This window comes from Streptomyces omiyaensis, from assembly GCF_014650895.1.
GTDB classification, from domain to species: Bacteria; Actinomycetota; Actinomycetes; order Streptomycetales; family Streptomycetaceae; genus Streptomyces; species Streptomyces omiyaensis.
Genome location: NZ_BMVV01000025.1, coordinates 44,394 through 64,968, shown reverse-complemented (window position 1 = coordinate 64,968; position 20,575 = coordinate 44,394). Strand labels below are relative to the sequence as shown.

Below are 20,575 nucleotides of genomic sequence, written 5' to 3'. Positions count from 1 at the left end.
CGTTTGGAGCGGATCGCTGCCGGGGGCGGCTTCCAGCCTGCGCATTTGTAGGATCCTTCAGATCTCTACCCGCGTAGAATTTGGAGGCAGGTACGCTGAGGGAACCGCCCACGCAACACACCACCGGGAGTGCCAGTGGCACGCGTCGTAGTCGACGTCATGCTCAAGCCGGAGATCCTCGACCCGCAGGGACAGGCGGTGCAGCGTGCACTGCCCCGCCTCGGGTTCGCCGGAATCGCCGACGTCCGTCAGGGGAAGCGCTTCGAGCTGGAGGTGGAGGGACCGGTCGACGACGCCGCCCTCGCCCGCATCCATGAGATGGCCGAAACCTTCCTCGCCAACACCGTGATCGAAGACTTCGTCGTGAAGGTCGAGTCGTGACCGCTCGCATCGGCGTCGTCACCTTCCCCGGCACGCTCGACGACCAGGACGCGCTGCGCGCCGCCCGCCTCGCGGGCGCCGAGCCGGTCTCCCTGTGGCACCGCGACAAGGACCTCAAGCAGGTCGACGCCGTGGTCCTCGCCGGCGGCTTCTCCTACGGCGACTACCTGCGGGCCGGCGCCATCTCCCGCTTCTCGCCGGTGATGGAGACGATCATCGAGCAGGCGAAGGCCGGCATGCCGGTCCTCGGCATCTGCAACGGCTTCCAGATCCTCACCGAGGCCCACCTGCTGCCGGGCGCGATGCTCCGCAACAACCACCTCCACTTCATCTGCCGCGACCAGAAGCTGCGGGTGGAGAACGCGGAGACCGCCTGGACCTCGGACTACTCCGCGGGCCAGGAGATCGAGGTCCCGCTCAAGAACATGGACGGCCGGTACGTCGCCGACGAGCGCACGCTCGACGAGCTGGAGGCCGAGGGGCGGGTGGCCTTCCGCTACCTGGACGTGAACCCCAACGGCTCGCTCCGCGACATCGCGGGCATCACCAACGCCGCGGGCAACGTGGTCGGCCTCATGCCGCACCCCGAGCACGCCGTCGAGCCGCTGATCGGCACCGGTAAGACGGACGGTCTCGGCTTCTTCACCTCGATCCTCAAGAAGCTGGTCAACGCCTGATGAGCCTCGACACCGTCAAGCACGCGAGCGAGACGCCGGACAGCGAGCAGCCCTGGAAGGAGCTCGGCCTCAAGGAGGACGAGTACGCGCGCATCCGCGAGATCCTCGGCCGCCGTCCCACCGGCGCCGAGCTCGCCATGTACTCCGTCATGTGGTCCGAGCACTGCTCCTACAAGAGCAGCAAGGTCCACCTGAAGCAGTTCGGCGAGAAGACCCCCGAGAACGACGCCATGCTCGTCGGCATCGGCGAGAACGCCGGCGTCGTCGACGTGGGCCAGGGGTACGCGGTCACCTTCAAGGTCGAGTCGCACAACCACCCCTCGTACATCGAGCCCTACCAGGGCGCGGCCACCGGCGTGGGCGGCATCGTCCGCGACATCCTCGCCATGGGCGCCCGCCCGGTCGCGGTCGTCGACCCGCTGCGCTTCGGCGCGGCCGACCACCCCGACACCAAGCGCGTGCTGCCCGGTGTCGTCGCCGGCATCGGTGGCTACGGCAACTGCCTGGGCCTGCCCAACATCGGCGGCGAGGTCGTCTTCGACTCCTGCTACCAGGGCAACCCGCTGGTCAACGCCGGCTGCATCGGCGTGATGAAGCACGAGGACATCCACCTCGCCAAGGCCTCCGGCCCCGGCAACAAGGTCATCCTCTACGGCGCCCGCACGGGCGGCGACGGCATCGGCGGCGTCTCGGTCCTCGCGTCCGAGACCTTCGACGACACCAAGCCGACCAAGCGCCCCGCCGTCCAGGTCGGCGACCCGTTCCAGGAGAAGCTCCTCATCGAGTGCACCCTGGAGATCTTCCAGGAGAAGCTGGTCGCGGGCATCCAGGACCTCGGCGGCGCCGGGCTCTCCTGCGCCACCTCCGAGCTGGCCTCGGCCGGTTCCGGCGGCATGCGCGTGGACCTCGACAAGGTGCACCTGCGCGACGCGACGCTCTCGCCCGAGGAGATCCTCATGAGCGAGTCGCAGGAGCGGATGTGCGCGATCGTCGAGCCGCAGCACGTCGACCGCTTCCTGGAGATCTGCGAGAAGTGGGACGTCATCGCGGTCGTCATCGGTGAGGTCACCGAGGGCGAGCGCCTGGAGATCTTCTGGCACGGCGAGCAGATCGTCGACGTGCCGCCGCGCTCCGTCGCCCACGAGGGCCCGACCTACCACCGGCCGTACGCCCGTCCGGAGTGGCAGGACGCGCTCCAGGCCGACGACGCCGGCAAGCTGCCCCGGCCGCAGGACGGCGCCGAGCTGAAGGACCAGGTCCTCAGGCTCGTCTCCTCCCCGAACCAGGCGTCGAAGTCCTGGATCACGGACCAGTACGACCGGTTCGTGCAGGGCAACACGGTCCTGGCGCAGCCCGAGGACGCGGGCATGGTCCGCATCGACGAGGAGACCAACCTCGGCGTGGCCATGGCGACCGACGGCAACGGCCGGTACGCCAAGCTCGACCCGTACACGGGCGCGCAGCTCGCGCTGGCGGAGGCGTACCGCAACGTCGCCGCCTCCGGCGCCAAGCCGCTGGCCATCTCGGACTGCCTGAACTTCGGCTCGCCCGAGGACCCGGCCGTGATGTGGCAGTTCGCCGAGGCCACCCGCGGCCTCGCCGACGGCTGCTTCCAGCTGGGCACCCCGGTCACCGGCGGCAACGTCTCGCTGTACAACCAGACCGGTGAGGTCGCCATCCATCCGACGCCCGTCGTGGCCGTCCTCGGTGTGATCGACGACGTCGACCGCCGCACCCCGATCGCCTTCGCGGAAGAGGGCCAGCTCCTCTACCTGCTGGGCGACACCAAGGAGGAGTTCGGCGGGTCGGCCTGGTCCGAGGTGATCCACCAGCACCTCGGCGGCATGCCGCCGGCCGTGGACCTCGACCGGGAGAAGCTGCTCGGCGAGATCCTGATCTCGGGCTCCCGCGACGGCATGATCGACGCGGCGCACGACCTGTCCGACGGCGGTCTCGTGCAGGCGGTCGTCGAGTCCTGCCTGCGCGGCGGGAACGGCGCGCGCCTGGTCGTCCCCGAGGGCCTGGACGCCTTCACGTTCCTCTTCTCGGAGTCGGCGGGCCGCGCGGTCGTCGCCGTCCCGCGCAGCGAGGAGCTCCGCTTCACCGACATGTGCGGCGCCCGCGGCCTGCCGGCGACCCGCATCGGCGTCGTCGACGGCGACGCGGTCGACGTGCAGGGCGAGTTCGCGCTCTCCCTGGAGGAGCTGCGCACCGCGCACGAGGCGACCATCCCGGGCCTGCTGGCCTGAGGAAGCTCCACCGAGAACCCCCGCTCCGCTCGGGCGGGGGTTCTCGCGTACCCCGTACGCCGCCGGCCGGCTGCCCCGCGCCGCCGCCGTGCTGCTCGACGCGGGCCTCGCCGTCGCCGCCCGCCGCGCCGCGGCCCGCGTCCCGCTCGCCCGCCGCCCCGGCGCGCACCCCGCCTTCGGCGCCCCGGTCCTCGCGGCCGCCGACGCCACCGTCGTGCACGCCGAGGACCGGCAGCGCGACCACCTCGGCCGGGCCTCGCTGCCGGTCCTCCTCTCGCCCGGCGGGGCGTCGGCGTCCCCCGGGGCGGCGAGACCTCCACCGTGCCGGCCCGGGGCACCTCGCGGCCCGGGAGGGCCTCCCGGCCGGGACCGCGTCCGCCGGCGGCTAGCCCGCTCCCCAGAAGGCGTCCGACTCGGGGATGTCCGCCACGCACTCGTCGATGTCGGAGATCCGGCCGCCGATGAGGGTGAAGAAGAGGCCGCCGTCCATCTCGATGCCCCGGTCTCCCTTGTCGCCGTGCCAGGTGTGGACGGCCATCACGTGGCCCCTGCCGTCCGGGTAGACGCCCTTCAGCTCCACCCGGAAGGTGCCGCCGGTCAGTTCGGCGAGCTTGCCGTAGTGGCCCAGGACGTTGTCCCGGCCCTTGAAGTGCCCGGACATCTGGCTCTCGCCGGGCGAGTGGTGCGTGCAGTCGCTGGTCATGAGGGAGGCGAGCGTCTCCATGTCACCGGCGGTGAACGCTGCGTACCCCCGGCGCACGACAGCCGCGTCGGGGTGCTCGTGATGGGTCATGGTCCCGCCACTGCCTTTCCTGAGGGGTTTCCCCCCTCCCTCAAGTCTCGGCGTTAGCCTCGGGCCATGCCACCCGCCAGGAAACGCGCCCGCAGCTACGACCCCGACAAGATCCGGACCGCCGTCTCCGCCCAGTTCGGGCACGTACGGGACGCGGTCCTCGCCCTGCCGCCGGAGGCGCTCGACCGGCCCACCCGGCTGGGCACGTGGACCGTGCGGGAGCTGGCCGCGCACCTCACCATGGCGCTCGGCACGGTCGTCCGCGGCATCGAGGGCCCCGAGCCCGCCCGCCGCGAACTCGCCCTGCTCGACTGGCCCCTCGCCACCGCGACCGGGGCCGCCGGCATCGACGAGGACGTGCGGGCGCTCGACGCCGCCGACCTGCCCGGGCTGTACGCGCGCGTGGCCGACGACTTCGCGAGGGCGCTGGCCGGCACGGACGGCGAGCGGCTCCTGCCGACCCGCTTCGGCGCCATGACGCTCGCCGACCACCTCGTCACCCGCACCGTCGAACTCGTCGTCCACACCGACGACCTGGCCGCCGCGACCGGCGCCGGGATCCCCTACGACCGGCAGGCGCTCGCCGCCTGCACCCGGCTGCTCGCCGACGCCCTCGCGGCGAAGGCCCCCGGCGGCGCGGTGGAGGTCAGGATCCCGCCGTACGCGGTGGTGCAGTGCGTGGAGGGCCCCCGGCACACCCGGGGCACCCCGCCGAACGTCGTGGAGACGGACCCGCTGACCTGGATCCGGCTGGCCACCGGACGCACCGACTGGGCGACCGAACTCGACGCGGCCCGGATCGCCGCCAGCGGCGAACGCGCCGATCTGGCGGGGCTGCTCCCCGTGATGGGCTGAGACGCACCCCGCGGGGGACGGCGGCCGCCCCGTGAGGGAGGGAAACGGTCGCGTGAGGGACCGCGACGGCCCCGCGGGGCACGGCGGCGGCCCTCCCCCGAGGGGCGCACCGGGGAACCCGCCGCCCGTCCGCCGCGTCCCATCGGCATGCCGAAGCCGCGCAGCACCCTCGCCGCCGCCGTCCTGCTGGCCGCCGCCCTGCCCGTCCTCACCGCCTGCGGCGGGCCGGGGGCGGGGAGCGGGGGTGCGGCGGACCCCGACCTCCCGCTCACCGGCACGCACTGGACGGTGGCCGCGGTCACCGTGGACGGCGGCCGCTCGACGGCCCCGGACGGTGCCGCCGTCGACTTCGCCGAGAGCGGGCGCGCCCGCGGCAGCACCGGCTGCAACCACTTCGGCGCGACCGTCGCCGTGGCCGGCAGCACCGTCACCGTCACCCCGGAGGAGGTCACGGAGAAGGGCTGCCCCGGCGACCTGCAGCGCTTCGAGAAGGCCTTCCTCGCCGCCTTCACCGGCCCCCTGGAGGGCACGATGCGGGAGGGCGCCCTCACCCTCGCCTCGGCGGACGGCGCGCGGAAGGTCGAGCTGGCCGCCGAACCGTCCGCCCCGCTGCGCGGCACCACGTGGAAGGTCGACGGCCTGGTCTCCGGCGACACCGCGGCCTCGCTCCCGGCCGGCGCCGAGACCAAGGCCCGCCTGGTGATCGGTGCGGACGGCCGGATCACCGGCAACCTCGGCTGCAACGACTTCTCGGCCGCCGTCCGCATCGACGAGAAGGCCCGCGCGCTCACCGTCGACGGCCCCGCCGCCACCACCCGGATGATGTGCGCGAGCCCGCAGATGAGCCTGGAGACGCAGCTGTACGAGCTCCTCGACGGCCCCCTCTCCTACCGGCTCGACCACCGGACCCTGACCCTCACCGACGGCGCGGGCCAGGGCCTGACCGCCCGGGCGGCCCCGCCGGCTCAGTAGCGCAGCAGCCCCGCGTCGATCCGCTCCCACGCGGCCCGGAACTCGGCGAGCCTGGCCTGCTCGTAGGGCGCCCGGTCCGCCTGCTCGCGGGCGTCCTCGGCGAGGTGGAAGAGCTGGTCGCGTCCGGACTTGCCCCGGTAGTACTTCCAGTCGCCGCGGCGCAGCGCCCGCTCGCCCCGGACCCGCCAGAAGAGGTCCCGCTCGGGCACCTCCTCGCCGCGCAGCAGGTGTCCGGCGAGGCTGGTGCCGTCGAGCGGATAGGCGGGGTGGGGGCGGGCGCCGGCCAGGTCGAGCAGGGTCGCCGTCCAGTCGGGGGTGAAGACGGGCAGGTCGCTGACCTGGCCGCCGTCGATCCGGGCGGGCCAGCGCAGGATCGAGGGGACGCGGATGCCGCCCTCCTGGAGGGAGCCCTTGCTGCCGGCGAGCGGCCAGTTGTAGGAGAAGCGCTCGCCGCCGTTGTCGCTGGCGAAGAAGACGAGGGTGTCCTGCTCCCGGCCGGAGCGCCGGAGCGCCTCGAGGACCCGGCCGATCGAGCGGTCGAGGTCCTCGACCATCTCCTTGTACTTCCCGATCGAGCCGCCGTCCTGGTGCCAGAGGGCCGAGCGGTCGCCGGCCCTGATGCGGCGGACGATCTCGGCGCTCGCCTCCTCGTCGCCGTCGGCGATCCACGGCCAGTGCGGGGTGGTGAAGTTGAGGTTGAGCAGCCACGGCTTCTCGTGGTCGCGGCTCACGTACTCGCTCGCCCGCTCGGTGAGGATCCGCGTGTAGTAGCGGAGGTCCTTGTACTCGGCGTCGCCCTCGTAGAGGTCGTACTCGCCGCCGGGGCCGAGCTTGGAGTAGTACTCCAGGGCGCCGCCGAAGTTGCCGAAGAACTCGTCCCAGCCGGACTTGGTGGGGGAGTAGTCGGGGAGGTGGCCGCAGTGCCACTTGCCGATGAGGGCGGTGGCGTAGCCGGAGTCGCGGAGCTGCGAGGCGAGCGTGGGGTGGGTGGGCTCCAGGCCGGCGGACCTGTCGGCGATCGGCTCGGCGAGGCCGCCCCTGGTGCGGCCCGGGTAGCGGCCGGTGTAGAGGCTGAAGCGGGTGGGGGAGCAGGTCGCGGAGCCGGAGTAGGCGTCGGTGAAGCGGACGCCGTCGCGGGCGAGCCGGTCGAGGTGCGGGGTGCGGATGTGCGGGGAGCCGTACGAGGAGAGGTCGGCCCAGCCGAGGTCGTCGCCCAGGATGAAGAGGATGTTCGGCCGCCGGGAGTGGCGGCGCGGGCGGGCGGCCCGGAAGGGGCGCTCCGCGGGGGCGGCGGCCGGGGCGGGCGCCGCGTGGGCGGGGGCGGCGCCGACGGCGGCCACCGCGGCGGCGCCGGCGGCGGCTCCGCCGAAGGCCCGGCGGGACAGGGGCGTGGACATGTCGAGTCTCCAGAAGGACGTACGGGCATGCCTCCGGGACCCGGCGGGCGGGGGACGGCGCCGCGGGCGGGGGTGCGGAGGGGAGGGGCAGCGGGCAGGACGGGCGGGGCCGGCCGGTCAGGCGCGGCGACAGCCGGCGCTCGCGACACGGACGAGGTCCACGTGCCGGCGCCGGACGAGGGTGACCGCTCGGTCACTGCGGGGCTGCATGGATCAGGAGCCTCGCCGAAGGGCGGGTCCGGGTCAACGCCCGACCCCCGGGTCGACGCGCGTAGTTCGCGTGATCGAAACGCCCGTGAAACCCCCGGTCCGTGCGTTCTGCGTCACATCGCGGAGGGTCCGGCGGGCCGGTACGAGCGGGTGGTCCGAGGGGGTGTGCGGGGGGAGAACCCTTCCGCCACCTGCCTTGTAGGCCCCTCCAAGTGCGCGGCGATCTTTTGGTGCGATCGCACGGGGGCCGTCCACGGACCGTTCTTCCATTCGGACCTGCGGTCGAGGTCCCCTAGACTCGAAGACGTGCCACGTGGTGACGGTCGACTCAATCACGACCTGCTCCCCGGCGAGAAAGGCCCCCAGGACGCGTGTGGCGTCTTCGGTGTCTGGGCTCCGGGTGAAGAGGTCGCAAAGCTCACGTACTTCGGGCTCTACGCCCTCCAGCATCGGGGTCAGGAATCCGCGGGAATCGCGGTCAGCAACGGCTCCCAGATCCTCGTCTTCAAGGACATGGGCCTCGTGTCCCAGGTCTTCGACGAGACCTCTCTCGGTTCCCTCCAGGGTCATATCGCGGTCGGTCACGCCCGCTACTCGACCACCGGGGCCTCCGTGTGGGAGAACGCCCAGCCGACCTTCCGGGCCACCGCCCACGGTTCGCTGGCGCTCGGCCACAACGGCAACCTGGTGAACACGGCGCAGCTGGCCGAGATGGTCGCCGACCTTCCCAAGAAGGACGGCCGCGCCACCCAGGTCGCCGCCACCAACGACACCGACCTGGTCACGGCGCTCCTCGCCGGCCAGGTGGACGGGGACGGCAAGCCGCTCACCATCGAGCAGGCCGCCGCGAAGGTCCTCCCCGAGGTCCGGGGCGCCTTCTCCCTCGTCTTCATGGACGAGCACACGCTCTACGCCGCCCGTGACCCGCAGGGCATCCGCCCGCTGGTCCTCGGCCGGCTGGAGCGCGGCTGGGTGGTCGCGTCCGAGTCCGCGGCCCTCGACATCTGCGGCGCCAGCTTCGTCCGCGAGGTCGAGCCCGGCGAGCTGATCGCGATCGACGAGAACGGCATCCGCACCTCTCGATTCGCGGAAGCGAAGCCGAAGGGCTGTGTCTTCGAGTACGTCTACCTGGCCCGCCCGGACACCGACATCGCCGGCCGGAACGTCTACCTCTCCCGCGTGGAGATGGGCCGCCGCCTCGCCAAGGAGGCGCCGGTCGAGGCCGACCTGGTCATAGCGACGCCGGAGTCCGGCACCCCCGCCGCCATCGGCTACGCGGAGGCCTCCGGCATCCCCTTCGGCGCCGGCCTGGTGAAGAACGCCTACGTCGGGCGCACCTTCATCCAGCCCTCGCAGACCATCCGCCAGCTCGGCATCCGGCTGAAGCTGAACCCCCTCAAGGAAGTCATCAAGGGGAAGCGCCTGGTCGTCGTCGACGACTCCATCGTCCGCGGCAACACCCAGCGCGCCCTGGTCCGGATGCTCCGCGAGGCCGGCGCGGCCGAGATCCACATCCGGATCTCCTCCCCGCCGGTGAAGTGGCCGTGCTTCTTCGGCATCGACTTCGCCACCCGCGCGGAGCTGATCGCCAACGGCATGTCGATCGAGGAGATCGGCAAGTCGCTGGGCGCGGACTCGCTCTCGTACATCTCCATCGACGGGATGATCGAGGCGACCACCATCGACAAGCCGAACCTCTGCCGCGCCTGCTTCGACGGCGAGTACCCGATGGAGCTGCCGGACCCCGAGCTGCTCGGCAAGCAGCTCCTGGAGACGGAGCTGGCCGCCGGGCCGGCCGCCACCGCGGCCGCCGACGCCCTGCGCCGTCCGTGAGATCCCGCTGCACCCGCAGTGACGCAGTAACGACACGAAAGCTCTGAACCCCATGTCTCAGACCACTGGTGCCAGCTACGCCTCTGCGGGCGTCGACATCGAGGCGGGCGACCGCGCCGTCGAGCTCATGAAGGAGTGGGTGAAGAAGACCCAGCGCCCCGAGGTCGCCGGCCTCGGCGGCCTGGGCGGCTTCGCCGGCCTCTTCGACGCCTCCGCCCTCAAGCGCTACGAGCGTCCGCTGCTCGCCTCGGCGACCGACGGCGTCGGCACGAAGGTCGACATCGCCCGCCAGATGGGCGTGTACGACACCATCGGCCACGACCTGGTCGCCATGGTCATGGACGACATCGTCGTCTGCGGCGCCGAGCCGCTCTTCATGACCGACTACATCTGCGTGGGCAAGGTCCACCCGGAGCGGGTCGCCTCCATCGTCAAGGGCATCGCCGAGGGCTGCGTCCTCGCCGGCTGCGCCCTGGTCGGCGGCGAGACGGCGGAGCACCCGGGCCTCCTCGGCCCGGACGACTTCGACGTGGCCGGCGCCGGCACCGGTGTCGTGGAGCACGACCGCCTGCTCGGCGCCGATCGCATCCGTACGGGGGACGCGGTCATCGCCATGGCCTCCTCCGGGCTTCACTCCAACGGGTACTCGCTCGTCCGCCACGTGGTCTTCGACCGCGCCGGCATGCGTCTCGACCAGCAGGTCGAGGAGCTGGGCCGCACCCTGGGCGAGGAGCTCCTGGAGCCCACCCGGATCTACTCGCTGGACTGCCTGGCGCTCACCCGGACCACCGAGGTGCACGCCTTCAGCCACATCACCGGCGGCGGTCTCGCGGCCAACCTGGCCCGGGTGATCCCGGACGGGCTGCACGCCACCGTGGACCGCTCCACCTGGGCCCCGGGCGCGATCTTCGACCTCGTCGGCACCGCCGGCCGGGTGGAGCGCCTGGAGCTGGAGAAGACCCTCAACATGGGCGTCGGCATGATGGCCGTCGTCCCCGCCGAGTCGGCCGACGCCGCCCTCGCCACGCTGGCCGACCGCGGGCTCGACGCCTGGGTCGCCGGCGAGATCACCGAGCGGGGCGAGAAGGCCTCCGGAGCGGAGCTGGTCGGCGACTACGCGAAGTAGTCGCGCCACGGGCGTACGAGGAAGGGGCACCCCGCCTGCGGGGTGCCCCTTCCTCGTGTCTCCGCTCCGCGCGGCCGTGGATCCGGCCCGTGCGGCTCCGGCGGCTTCCTCATCGCCCGGTACCGCCCTGAGCAGCACGAAAACCCGGTCCGGGAGGCCCGGACCGAGTTTCGGCGTTCAGAAGGTCAAGCGCGACGCCGGGACGACTGCGGACCGGACTCGTCGTCCTCGTCCTCGTCGTCCGTGTTGTAGAGGTCCGCGTACTGAGCGTACGGGTCGTCTTCCTCGTCGTCGTCCTCGAACGGCTCGCCATTCGGCGGCTGGCTCGAAGTCGAAGCGCCCAGCTCATTGGCCAGACGCGACAGGTCAGTCCCGCCGCTGCTGTACTTCAGCTGGCGGGCGACCTTGGTCTGCTTGGCCTTTGCCCGGCCGCGCCCCATGGCTCGACCCCCTCGGTGACGGGGCTCTTTGGCCCCAGAGTCTTGACACGCGTTCATGATGCGAAACGGACTCTCGACAGAGAGACCGGTCCGTAGGGCTTCAACGGTACCTGTTTCCTCGGGTCTACGGTACGCCGCGCGCATCACATACCCCGGTACAGAACCATCGAGGCGCCCTTTCCTCGCTGGTCAGTCGCGATTTTAACCTCTTCTGGGGGGCCGACCCGCCGACGGGCGTGAGCGAAGTCTCCCGGACGGCGGGGCGGCCACTCCCCGTGGCGGGGCGGGACTCAGCCCCGGCGCGCCTCGGACATCCGCTGCTCGGCGATGCGGTCGGAGGCCGCGGCCGGCGGGATCCCATCGGCCTTCGCACGTGCGAAGATCTCCAGGGTGGTGTCGAAGATCTTCGCGGCCTTCGCCTTGCACCGGTCGAAGTCGAAGCCGTGCAGCTCGTCGGCGACCTGGATGACGCCGCCGGCGTTCACCACGTAGTCGGGGGCGTAGAGGATCCCGCGCTCCACGAGGTCCTTCTCGATGCCCGGGTGGGCGAGCTGGTTGTTGGCCGCACCGCAGACGACGCCCGCGGTGAGGAACGGCACCGTCTCCTCGCTCAGCGCGCCGCCCAGCGCGCACGGCGCGTAGACGTCCAGCCCCTCGACGCGGATCAGGGCGTCGGTGTCGGCGACCACCTGGACCTGCGGGTGCTTGTCGGTGATCCGGCGCACCGACTCCTCGCGCACGTCGGTGATCACGACCTCGGCGCCGTCCTCCAGGAGGTGCTCGACGAGGTAGTGGCCGACCTTGCCGACGCCGGCGACGCCGACCTTCCGGCCGCGCAGGGTCGGGTCGCCCCACAGGTGCTGGGCGGAGGCGCGCATGCCCTGGAAGACGCCGAAGGCGGTCAGGACGGAGGAGTCGCCGGCGCCGCCGTTCTCGGGGGAGCGGCCGGTGGTCCACCGGTTGGTCCGGGCCACGACGTCCATGTCGGCGACGTAGGTGCCGACGTCGCAGGCCGTCACGTAGCGGCCGCCGAGGGAGGCGACGAAGCGCCCGTAGGCGAGGAGGAGTTCCTCGGTCTTGATCTGCTCGGGGTCACCGATGATCACGGCCTTGCCGCCGCCGTGGTCGAGTCCGGCCATGGCGTTCTTGTACGACATCCCGCGGGCCAGGTTGAGGGCGTCGGCGACGGCGTCGGCCTCGGTGGCGTACGGGTAGAAGCGGGTGCCGCCGAGGGCGGGCCCGAGGGCGGTGTTGTGGAGGGCGATGACGGCCTTGAGGCCGGTGGCGCGGTCCTGGCAGAGCACGATCTGCTCGTGGCCGCCCTGCTCCGAGTGGAACAGGGTGTGCAGGACGCCTTCAGTTGCGGTCACTGTGGTGACTCCCAAGGAAGAAGCGGCGGGAGGTCCCCCCTGCGGGTGGGGGAGGACCATTGCGCCACGAGATTAAGTCCTACCTGGGCGTAGGAAGGGCGGAGTGGGCCGGATCACCCCCTCGCGGAGTACCCGCGTGGAAGGATTCGCGACATGTCGGTCGACTCCAGGTTGCTCGTCCCGTACGCCTCCTACCTGCGGGTGTACGAGCCGCTGGCCGCCTTTCCCGAGCCGGAGCGGACCCACTGGGCGCGCTACGCCCGCCGGGCGGGCACCCCCGGGGCCCAGGAGGAGCTGCGGCGGTCGCTGGCGGACCTGGTGCCGGTGCCGCCGGTGCCGGTCCCGGTGCACGAGAGCGGCGAGGCCTTCGTGGCGCACCTGGACGGGGGCGTGGTGATCTGCCCGTGGCGGACCCGGCTGCGGGGGTGGCTGGCGCTGCGGGACCTGGTGGCGCAGGGCGGTCTGCCGGAGCCGGTCCTGGACGCGATGCTGCCGCCGGTCGTGCGGGCCCAGGTGGAGACGGACCACGAGCGGTGGCTGGAGCGGAACCCGGACGCGCGGCCGTGGATCCGGACGGCGGTCTGGCAGGTGCCGCTGCGCTGGTTCGCCCTCTTCGGGGACGAGGAGCGGCGGTACGAGGCGGGGGACCGGGCGGCGGGCCGGGCGCCGGTGCTGCTCTACCGGACGACGATGGCGCAGGCGCGGCGCCGGCTGGCGCGGGCGCTGCGCGCGCTGCGGGACTCGGCGGACGAGGGGCCGCTGGCGCAGGGGCTGGTCGACGTGGGCCGGTGGCTGGAGGAGTTCCACCCGCGGGCGCTGGTGGAGCTGGACTACGGCGGTCTGGTGCACGCGGTGGCGGAGGAACGGCTGGCGGAGGACCGGTCGGCGGCCGACGTGGCGGCCGGGCTCGCGGCGCTGCGGGCGGGGGACGACGAGGCGGCGGGCGAGGTGTACACGCGGCTCGCGGAGCGCTGGCGGGCCGTCAGGGGCCTGCGCCAGGCGAATTGACATAGGTCGGGCATCTTCGTCAGGTGTCCATGGACAAGACGCCCCGCTCCGGGGTAAATGATCTTCAGGGTGACTGGCCGGATCGATCTGGCCGGATCCGGCAGGACGTTGGTCCTGAACCGGGCCTTTGACTCAAGGGTGACGGACAGCACTAAACGCACCCTTGCGTCGATCGCCTACCCTCGTGCCAAAATAGGACAAGGAGTCCGGGGAGGGTTCCTTCCGCCCAACTTTGGGCGGAACGCTCAGCATTGCACTCTATGGGGGGTCTGAGGACTCCTGATCGCTCTGTGACTGATCGTCACAGTGGCGTGACTGTCCGTTATGGCATGGTCAGTCGACTTCCGCCGCTGATGAACACCTGCGAGGGCAATTCCATCGGTTTGGCCGACGCGGCTGGACGGATGGTGTAGTTGTAGTGCCGAGGACAAGCCGTTCGTCCTATAACCGACTCGGCCCGCTTCTGCCATTTCGGGCAAGGCGGGTCAAGGTGCAGAATTTAGAGGAAAGAACCGAGAAGGTTCGGTTCTCCCGAGGAGGCCGCTCATGACCGCTCGCACCCCTGATGCCGAGCCGCTGCTGACCCCTGCCGAGGTCGCCACGATGTTCCGCGTCGACCCGAAGACGGTGACTCGCTGGGCCAAGGCCGGCAAGCTCACGTCCATCCGCACCCTGGGTGGACACCGTCGTTACCGCGAGGCCGAGGTTCGCGCCCTGCTGGCGGGCATTCCGCAGCAGCGCAGCGAGGCCTGAGGCTTCGGACGCACACGCAGCACCCCGTAACACCGGGCACGTCCGGATCCCCCAATCCGGTCGCCCACCCACAGCTCTGCCGGCGGTTCCTGCCCCAACAGGCCACCGTCATCGATCGCGCTGGACTCCGCCGGGTCCGGCGCGATCGTGTTTTTGTGCCCGGCCCCACACGTCGAACATGGGTGCAATTGCACATATTAAATTGAGCTGTTGTAGGGGTGGTGTAAACGAGGGGGTTTCTGAACGGGTTTCAGTGACTCCCGTCACACTGCCCACCTCTTGTCACTGAACAGCCTGCCACCCCGGGATCGGCCCCCGGACCGCCGTTGGTCATCGGCCCGTGGGACTAAGGTCCCCCGTTCGGGTGGAGCTGGAACATGCGCCCGCGCACGACGAAGAAGGCCCGCATCGAAACGATGCGGGCCTTCTCGCGAAGCGACTCTGACGGGACTTGAACCCGCGACCTCCACCTTGACAGGGTGGCGAGCTAACCAACTGCTCCACAGAGCCCTCGCAGCCGGTCTTCCTTGGCTGCGAGAAGAACTGTACAGCAGGTCAGCGGTCTGGTCGAACTCACCGGCGGCGAGGGCTCCGCTACCGCGCCGGGCCCGGGACCGCGGCGTCGATCGCCTTCACGATCCGCTTGTCCGACACCGGATGGGCGGTGCCCAGCGCGTGCGCGAAGTAGCTCACCCGCAACTCCTCGATCATCCAGCGGATGTCCGTGACCTCGGCGGGGACCGGCCGGCCCTTCGGCAGCTGCTCCAGGAGCCACGCGTACTCGTCGAGCATCTCGTGGACCTTCTCCATCCGGGTGGTGTCCCGCTGGACCCCGGTCGGCATCTGCTGGAGCCGCCGGTCCACCGCCACCAGATAGCGCATCAGGTCCGGCAGCCGCTTCAGGCCCGTGCGGGTCACGAAACCGGCCGGCACCAGCCAGGAGAGCTGCGTGCGCACGTCCTGGAGGTTCGGCAGCAGCGCGGGGCTCGTGGTGGCCTTCAGGCGCCGCTCGCAGGCCTGCCAGGCGGCCAGGACCTGCTGGACCTGGCCCACCGTGCGGACGGTCAGCTCCACCAGGTCGGCGCGGACCTTGTCGTACAGCTTCCGGAAGGACTCCTCGTCCCACGCCGGCCCGCCGTGCTCCGCGATCAGCCGGTCGGCGGCGGCGGTGGCGCAGTCGTCGAAGAGGGCCTGGATGGAGCCGTGCGGGTTCGCCGACAGGGCCAGCTTCTGCTGGTTGGTCAGCTTCTCCGAGGCGAACTTCGCCGGGTTCACCGGGATGTTCAGCATGATCAGCTTCCGGGTGCCCCGCCACATCGCCTGCGCCTGCTCGGCCTCCGAGTCGAAGAGCCGCACCGCCACGCTGTCGCCCTCGTCGACCAGCGCCGGGTACGCCTTCACCGGCTGTCCGCCCCGCTTGGTCTCGAAGACCCGCGTGAGCGTCCCGATGCTCCACTCCCTCAGCCCCGCGCGCTCCAGGGAGGGACCGGAGCCGTCCGGGCCCGCCGTCGCCGCCTGGGCGGCCTTGGAGAGCGCCTGGCGGGCCTTGGGGCGCAGTTTCAGGCGCAGCGTCTCCAGGTCCTTGTCCTCGGCCAGCTTCCGGCGCCGCTCGTCGACGATCCGGAAAGTGATCTTGAGGTGCTCGGGGACCTTCGCCCAGTCGAAGTCCTCCGGCGTCAGCGGGACGCCGACCATCCGCTGGAGCTCGCGCGCCAGCGCCGTCGTCAGCGGCTCCTGGACCGGCACGACGGCGTCCAGGAAGCGGCCGGCGTAGTTCGGCGCGGGCACGTAGTGGCGGCGGATCGGCTTCGGCAGCGAGCGGATCAGCTCGGTGACGACCTCCTCGCGCAGGCCGGGGATCTGCCAGTCGAAGCCCTCGTCCGTCACCTGGTTCAGGACCTGCAGCGGCACGTGGACGGTCACGCCGTCCGCGTCCGCGCCCGGCTCGAACTGGTACGTCACGCGGAACTTCAGCGCGCCCTGCCGCCACGAGTCCGGATAGTCGTCCTTGGTGACGGCCCCGGCCTTCTCGTTGATGAGCATCTCGCGCTCGAAGTCGAGGAACTCCGGCGCCTCGTGGCGCTTGTGCTTCCACCAGGAGTCGAAGTGGGCGCCGGACACGACGTGCTCGGGGACCCGCTTGTCGTAGAAGTCGAAGAGCGTCTCGTCGTCGACGAGGATGTCCCGGCGGCGGGCCCGGTGCTCCAGCTCCTCGACCTCGGTGAGCAGCTTGCGGTTGTCGGAGAAGAACTTGTGGTGGGTGCGCCAGTCGCCCTCCACCAGGGCGTTGCGGATGAACAGCTCGCGGGAGACCTCGGGGTCGATCCGCCCGTAGTTCACCTTGCGGTCGGCGACGATCGGGACGCCGTACAGCGTCACCTTCTCGTACGCCATGACCGCCGCCTGGTCCTTCTCCCAGTGCGGCTCGCTGTACGTCTTCTTCACCAGGTGCTGGGCGAGCGGCTCGATCCACTCGGGCTCGATCCGGGCGTTCACCCGGGCCCAGAGCCGGGAGGTCTCCACCAGTTCGGCGGACATCACCATCCGCGGGGGCTTCTTGAAGAGCGCGGAGCCGGGGAAGATCGCGAACTTGGCGTTGCGGGCGCCGAGGTACTCGTTCCGGGTGCCCTCCCGCCGGCCGTCCTTGGCGGCGCCCTCCTTGGACTCCTTCACGTCCTTCAGACCGATGTGGCTGAGGAGGCCGGAGAGGAGGGAGACGTGGACGGAGTGCTCCGGCGCGTCCTCTTCGTTGAGGTGTATCCCCATCTGCTTGGCGACGGTCCGCAGCTGGCTGTAGATGTCCTGCCACTCGCGGATGCGCAGGAAGTTCAGGTACTCCTGCTTGCACATCCGGCGGAAGGACGAGGAGCCGCGCTCCTTCTGCTGCTCGCGGACGTACCGCCACAGGTTGAGGAGGGCGAGGAAGTCGCTGGTCTCGTCCTTGAAGCGGGCGTGCTGCTGGTCGGCCTGGGCCTGCTTCTCGGAGGGCCGCTCGCGCGGGTCCTGGATGGAGAGCGCGGCCGCGATGACCATGACCTCGCGGACGCAGCCGTTCCTGTCGGCCTCCAGGACCATCCGGGCGAGCCGCGGGTCGACGGGCAGCTGCGAGAGCTTCCGGCCCTGCTCGGTGAGCCGCTTCTTCGGGTCCTTCTCGGCGGGGTCGAGCGCGCCGAGCTCCTGGAGGAGCTGGACGCCGTCCCGGATGTTGCGGTGGTCCGGCGGGTCGATGAAGGGGAACTTCTCGATGTCGCCGAGGCCGGCCGCGGTCATCTGGAGGATGACGGAGGCGAGGTTGGTGCGGAGGATCTCGGCGTCGGTGAACTCCGGCCGGGTGAGGAAGTCGTCCTCGGAGTAGAGCCGGATGCAGATGCCGTCCGAGGTGCGGCCGCAGCGGCCCTTGCGCTGGTTGGCGCTGGCCTGCGAGATCGCCTCGATGGGGAGCCGCTGGACCTTGGTGCGGTGGGAGTAGCGCGAGATGCGGGCGGTGCCCGGGTCGATCACGTACTTGATGCCGGGGACGGTCAGCGAGGTCTCGGCGACGTTGGTCGCGAGGACGATCCGGCGGCCGGAGTGGGCCTGGAAGACGCGGTGCTGCTCGGCGTGCGAGAGCCGGGCGTACAGCGGCAGGATCTCGGTGTCGAAGAGCTTCTTCCTGGTGAGGGCGTCCGCGGTGTCGCGGATCTCCCGCTCGCCGGAGAGGAAGACCAGGACGTCGCCGGGCCCCTCCTTCCGGAGCTCGTCCACGGCGTCGCAGATCGCGGTGATCTGGTCCCGGTCGGACTCCTCGGAATCCTCCTCCAGGAGCGGCCGGTAGCGGACCTCGACCGGGTACGTGCGCCCGCTGACCTCGACGATCGGCGCGTCGCCGAAGTGGCGGGAGAAGCGCTCCGGGTCGATGGTCGCGGAGGTGATGACGACCTTGAGGTCGGGGCGCCGGGGGAGCAGCTGGGCCAGGTAGCCGAGCAGGAAGTCGATGTTGAGGGACCGCTCGTGGGCCTCGTCGATGATGATCGTGTCGTAGGCGCGCAGCTCGCGGTCGGTCTGGATCTCGGCGAGCAGGATGCCGTCGGTCATCAGCTTCACGAAGGTCGCGTCGGGGTTCACCTGGTCGGTGAAGCGGACCTTCCAGCCGACGGCCTCGCCGAGCGGGGTCCTCAGCTCCTCGGCGACGCGCTCGGCGACCGTGCGGGCGGCGATCCGGCGCGGCTGGGTGTGCCCGATCATGCCCCGGACGCCCCGGCCCAGCTCCAGACAGATCTTCGGGATCTGCGTGGTCTTCCCGGAGCCGGTCTCACCGGCGACGATCACGACCTGGTGGTCGCGTATCGCCTCCAGGATCTCGTCCTTCTTCTGGGAGACCGGGAGCTGCTCGGGGTAGGTGACGGCGGGCACGCGGGCGGCGCGCCCGTCGACGCGTTCCTTGGCCTTGGCCGCCTCTGCGGCGATCTCGTCCAGGACGGCCTCGCGGGCCTCGGGCTTGCGGATGCGGCGGGCGCCTTCGAGACGACGGCCGAGCCGGTGGGAGTCCCGCAGCGAGACCCCGGCCAGGACGGACTGGAGGGCGGCGAAGGAAGTAGACATACGGAATCCAGGATCGCACCTGCGGCCGAGAAGCGGCGAACCGATTTACGAGCGCCGTGACGGCCGGATTGTGGCGGCTTGGACCCCTTGCTCACGGAGTGTTCCGGCTCCGTGTCTAGAGTGCACCCCATGTCCAGCCCTCACTCCTCCCCCAAGACCCGCCCCGCGCTGATCGTCGCCGGCGTGGCCGTCGCCGCCGCGCTGCTCGGCCTCGTCTCGTACACCGCGACCAAGCCGGCCGATCCGTCCGCCGCCGGTTCCCCCTCCGTCGCCGAGGTCTCCGCCGACCCGGCGTCCGGGGTCTACCCGGAGCTGGAGAAGTACGCCCGCCGGGACGCGTCCGACGGGCTGGCGCTGGGCCGGGCCGACGCTCCGGTGGTGCTGATCGAGTACGCCGACTTCAAGTGCGGCTACTGCGGGAAGTTCGCCCGGGACACCGAGCCCGCCCTGATCGAGAAGTACGTCGAGGACGGCACCCTGCGCATCGAGTGGCGGAACTTCCCGATCTTCGGCGAGGAGTCGGAGGCCGTGGCGCGCGCCGCCTGGGCGGCCGGCGAGCAGGGCCGCTTCTGGCAGTTCCACAAGGCGGCGTACGCGGAGGGGGCCAAGGAGAAGGGCTTCGGAGAGGAGCGGCTGCGCGCCCTCGCGGCGGAGGCGGGCGTGCCGGACCTGGCCCGCTTCACGAAGGACAGCGGCGGCGCGGCGGCCCGCGCGGCGGTGCGGAAGGACCAGGAGCAGGGGTACGCCCTCGGCGCCTCCTCCACCCCGTCGTTCCTGGTCAACGGCCGGCCGATCGCGGGCGCCCAGCCCCTGGAGACCTTCACGGAGGCGATCGAGGCGGCGGCGGAGAAGGCGGGGGCCGGACGGGCGGGGACCCCGCGGTGACGGCCGGGATCGGCTACTTCGCGGCCTTCCTCGGCGGTCTCCTCGCGCTGCTCAGCCCGTGCAGCGCCCTGCTGCTGCCGGCCTTCTTCGCGTACTCGATCGAGAACCGGGCGAAGCTGGTGGCGCGGACCGCGATCCTCTACGCGGGCCTGGCGACGACCCTGGTGCCGCTGGGCGCGGCGGGCTCGCTGGCGGGCCGCTTCTTCTACGGCCACCGGGACCTGCTGGTGGCGGCGGGCGGCTGGCTGATCATCGGGCTCGGCGTCCTCCAGATCCTGGGCCTGGGCTTCGCCTCCCGCCGGATGGCGGAGGCGAGCGGCCGGATCCGTCCGACCTCGGCGCTCTCGGTCTACGCCCTCGGCCTGGTCTACGGCCTGGCCGGCTTCTGCGCGGGCCCGATCCTCGGCAGCGTGCTGACGGTGGCGGCGCTGAGCGGCAGCGCGGCCTACGGGGGGCTGCTGCTCGCGGTGTACGCGCTCGGGATGGCGGTGCCGCTGTTCGTGCTCGCGCTGCTGTGGGAGCGGTACGAGCTGGGGCGGCGGCGCTGGCTGCGCGGCCGGGAGCTGCGGGCCGGGCGGTTCGCGATCCACTCGACCTCGCTGGTGTCGGGCCTCTTCTTCGTGGCCCTGGGCACGCTCTTCCTGGTCTTCGACGGGACGACCGCGCTGCCGGGGCTGCTCTCGGTGGACGATTCCTTCGCGGTGGAGCAGTGGGTGGCCGGGTGGGGCCGCGCGGTGCCGGACTGGGCGCTGCTGGTGGCGGTCGTCGCGGTGGCGGGCCTGGTGGCGGCGGGACGGGGCCGGGGCCGGGTGCGGGCGGGCCGGACGGAGTGAGGGGCGGGGCCCTTCCGCCGGGAGGGCCCCGGGATCCTTCTTCCCGGAGGTTTCCCTCCCCGGAGGTTCCCCTCCCGGGTCCGCTCATGACGAAGGGCCCCGTTCTCGCGAACGGGGCCCTTCGATCTTGTGGCTGGGGCCGGGGTCGAACCGGCGACCTATCGCTTTTCAGGCGATCGCTCGTACCAACTGAGCTACCCAGCCACGAGGCC

At 71.6% G+C, this 20,575-nt stretch carries 17 protein-coding genes and 2 tRNA genes; 11 read left to right on the top strand and 8 right to left on the bottom strand.

Annotated elements, in window-relative coordinates:
• Positions 1–135: 135 nt before the first annotated feature.
• The 3 genes from purS to purL are packed head-to-tail and all read left to right on the top strand — an operon-like array spanning position 136 to position 3,307.
• Entirely contained in the window at positions 136–381 is a 246-nt protein-coding gene (purS, locus tag IE287_RS30620) for a phosphoribosylformylglycinamidine synthase subunit PurS (RefSeq protein ID WP_015035032.1), read from the top strand.
• Complete coding sequence (gene purQ / locus IE287_RS30615) at positions 378–1,058, top strand: phosphoribosylformylglycinamidine synthase subunit PurQ (protein ID WP_043224763.1); 681 nt, start codon at positions 378–380, stop codon at positions 1,056–1,058. The genes purS and purQ overlap by 4 nt, the downstream gene beginning before the upstream one ends.
• The gene (purL, locus tag IE287_RS30610) at positions 1,058–3,307 is read left to right on the top strand and encodes a phosphoribosylformylglycinamidine synthase subunit PurL (protein ID WP_189852487.1); all 2,250 of its coding nucleotides are present in this window, start codon (positions 1,058–1,060) and stop codon (positions 3,305–3,307) included. Before purQ ends, purL begins: the two co-directional genes overlap by 1 nt.
• Positions 3,308–3,692: 385 nt before the next feature.
• Here the strand turns inward: purL and IE287_RS30605 are convergent, their stop codons facing one another.
• Complete coding sequence (locus IE287_RS30605) at positions 3,693–4,100, bottom strand: nuclear transport factor 2 family protein (RefSeq protein WP_189852486.1); 408 nt, start codon at positions 4,098–4,100, stop codon at positions 3,693–3,695.
• A gap of 66 nt (positions 4,101–4,166) precedes the next feature.
• Between IE287_RS30605 and IE287_RS30600 the strand changes: the two genes are divergently transcribed.
• Positions 4,167–4,955: a maleylpyruvate isomerase family mycothiol-dependent enzyme gene (locus IE287_RS30600; protein ID WP_189852485.1), complete on the top strand. Its 789-nt coding sequence runs from the start codon at positions 4,167–4,169 to the stop codon at positions 4,953–4,955.
• Between the two features lie 147 nt (positions 4,956–5,102).
• Positions 5,103–5,927 (top strand): META domain-containing protein, encoded by an 825-nt coding sequence (locus tag IE287_RS30595; protein WP_189852484.1) that lies wholly within the window; start codon positions 5,103–5,105, stop codon positions 5,925–5,927.
• Here the strand turns inward: IE287_RS30595 and IE287_RS30590 are convergent.
• Positions 5,921–7,324, bottom strand: coding sequence for a sulfatase-like hydrolase/transferase (locus IE287_RS30590; RefSeq protein ID WP_189852483.1), 1,404 nt, complete (start codon positions 7,322–7,324; stop codon positions 5,921–5,923). The two genes, IE287_RS30595 and IE287_RS30590, sit on opposite strands and share 7 nt — an antisense overlap.
• A gap of 117 nt (positions 7,325–7,441) precedes the next feature.
• Positions 7,442–7,534: a putative leader peptide gene (locus IE287_RS39525; RefSeq protein ID WP_359175083.1), complete on the bottom strand. Its 93-nt coding sequence runs from the start codon at positions 7,532–7,534 to the stop codon at positions 7,442–7,444.
• Positions 7,535–7,840: 306 nt separating this feature from the next.
• Here IE287_RS39525 and purF point away from each other — a divergent pair, with 306 nt between their 5' ends.
• Positions 7,841–9,367 (top strand): amidophosphoribosyltransferase, encoded by a 1,527-nt coding sequence (gene purF / locus IE287_RS30585; RefSeq protein WP_189852482.1) that lies wholly within the window; start codon positions 7,841–7,843, stop codon positions 9,365–9,367.
• A gap of 52 nt (positions 9,368–9,419) precedes the next feature.
• Entirely contained in the window at positions 9,420–10,493 is a 1,074-nt protein-coding gene (gene purM, locus IE287_RS30580) for a phosphoribosylformylglycinamidine cyclo-ligase (RefSeq protein ID WP_189852481.1), read from the top strand.
• A gap of 185 nt (positions 10,494–10,678) precedes the next feature.
• Here the strand turns inward: purM and IE287_RS30575 are convergent, their stop codons facing one another.
• Both IE287_RS30575 and IE287_RS30570 read right to left on the bottom strand, forming a co-directional pair.
• Positions 10,679–10,933: a DUF3073 domain-containing protein gene (locus IE287_RS30575; RefSeq protein WP_189852480.1), complete on the bottom strand. Its 255-nt coding sequence runs from the start codon at positions 10,931–10,933 to the stop codon at positions 10,679–10,681.
• A gap of 290 nt (positions 10,934–11,223) precedes the next feature.
• On the bottom strand, positions 11,224–12,318 hold the full coding sequence (locus IE287_RS30570; RefSeq protein WP_189852479.1) for a Leu/Phe/Val dehydrogenase: 1,095 nt from the start codon (positions 12,316–12,318) through the stop codon (positions 11,224–11,226).
• A 138-nt stretch (positions 12,319–12,456) separates the two neighbouring features.
• Here IE287_RS30570 and IE287_RS30565 point away from each other — a divergent pair, with 138 nt between their 5' ends.
• On the top strand, positions 12,457–13,311 hold the full coding sequence (locus tag IE287_RS30565; RefSeq protein ID WP_189852478.1) for a DUF8083 family protein: 855 nt from the start codon (positions 12,457–12,459) through the stop codon (positions 13,309–13,311).
• A 546-nt stretch (positions 13,312–13,857) separates the two neighbouring features.
• A complete protein-coding gene (bldC, locus tag IE287_RS30560; RefSeq protein WP_003949541.1) occupies positions 13,858–14,064 on the top strand; it encodes a developmental transcriptional regulator BldC in 207 nt (68 codons plus the stop codon).
• A 436-nt stretch (positions 14,065–14,500) separates the two neighbouring features.
• Here bldC and IE287_RS30555 read toward each other — a convergent pair.
• Together IE287_RS30555 and hrpA are read right to left on the bottom strand one after the other, a co-directional pair.
• Positions 14,501–14,574, bottom strand: a tRNA-Asp gene (locus IE287_RS30555).
• Between the two features lie 84 nt (positions 14,575–14,658).
• Positions 14,659–18,645 carry an ATP-dependent RNA helicase HrpA gene (gene hrpA, locus IE287_RS30550; RefSeq protein WP_189852477.1) on the bottom strand — a complete coding sequence of 1,329 codons (3,987 nt, stop codon included), beginning with the start codon at positions 18,643–18,645 and terminating at the stop codon, positions 14,659–14,661.
• 129 nt (positions 18,646–18,774) lie between these two features.
• Between hrpA and IE287_RS30545 the strand changes: the two genes are divergently transcribed.
• The gene (locus IE287_RS30545; protein WP_189852476.1) at positions 18,775–19,530 is read left to right on the top strand and encodes a DsbA family protein; all 756 of its coding nucleotides are present in this window, start codon (positions 18,775–18,777) and stop codon (positions 19,528–19,530) included.
• Positions 19,527–20,363 (top strand): cytochrome c biogenesis CcdA family protein, encoded by an 837-nt coding sequence (locus IE287_RS30540; RefSeq protein WP_189852475.1) that lies wholly within the window; start codon positions 19,527–19,529, stop codon positions 20,361–20,363. The genes IE287_RS30545 and IE287_RS30540 overlap by 4 nt, the downstream gene beginning before the upstream one ends.
• A gap of 130 nt (positions 20,364–20,493) precedes the next feature.
• On the opposite strand, the gene IE287_RS30535 is transcribed toward IE287_RS30540, so the two are convergent.
• Positions 20,494–20,567: transfer RNA gene (locus IE287_RS30535), tRNA-Phe, on the bottom strand.
• Positions 20,568–20,575 lie beyond the last annotated feature (8 nt).

Coding starts and splice junctions, on each gene's coding strand:
- purL (WP_189852487.1), top strand. CDS start 1,058: ATGAGCCTCGACACCGTCAAGCACGCGAGCGAGACGCCGGACAGCGAG.
- IE287_RS30605 (WP_189852486.1), bottom strand. CDS start 4,100: ATGACCCATCACGAGCACCCCGACGCGGCTGTCGTGCGCCGGGGGTAC.
- IE287_RS30600 (WP_189852485.1), top strand. CDS start 4,167: ATGCCACCCGCCAGGAAACGCGCCCGCAGCTACGACCCCGACAAGATC.
- IE287_RS30595 (WP_189852484.1), top strand. CDS start 5,103: ATGCCGAAGCCGCGCAGCACCCTCGCCGCCGCCGTCCTGCTGGCCGCC.
- IE287_RS30590 (WP_189852483.1), bottom strand. CDS start 7,324: ATGTCCACGCCCCTGTCCCGCCGGGCCTTCGGCGGAGCCGCCGCCGGC.
- IE287_RS39525 (WP_359175083.1), bottom strand. CDS start 7,534: ATGCAGCCCCGCAGTGACCGAGCGGTCACCCTCGTCCGGCGCCGGCAC.
- purM (WP_189852481.1), top strand. CDS start 9,420: ATGTCTCAGACCACTGGTGCCAGCTACGCCTCTGCGGGCGTCGACATC.
- IE287_RS30575 (WP_189852480.1), bottom strand. CDS start 10,933: ATGGGGCGCGGCCGGGCAAAGGCCAAGCAGACCAAGGTCGCCCGCCAG.
- IE287_RS30565 (WP_189852478.1), top strand. CDS start 12,457: ATGTCGGTCGACTCCAGGTTGCTCGTCCCGTACGCCTCCTACCTGCGG.
- bldC (WP_003949541.1), top strand. CDS start 13,858: ATGACCGCTCGCACCCCTGATGCCGAGCCGCTGCTGACCCCTGCCGAG.
- hrpA (WP_189852477.1), bottom strand. CDS start 18,645: ATGTCTACTTCCTTCGCCGCCCTCCAGTCCGTCCTGGCCGGGGTCTCG.
- IE287_RS30545 (WP_189852476.1), top strand. CDS start 18,775: ATGTCCAGCCCTCACTCCTCCCCCAAGACCCGCCCCGCGCTGATCGTC.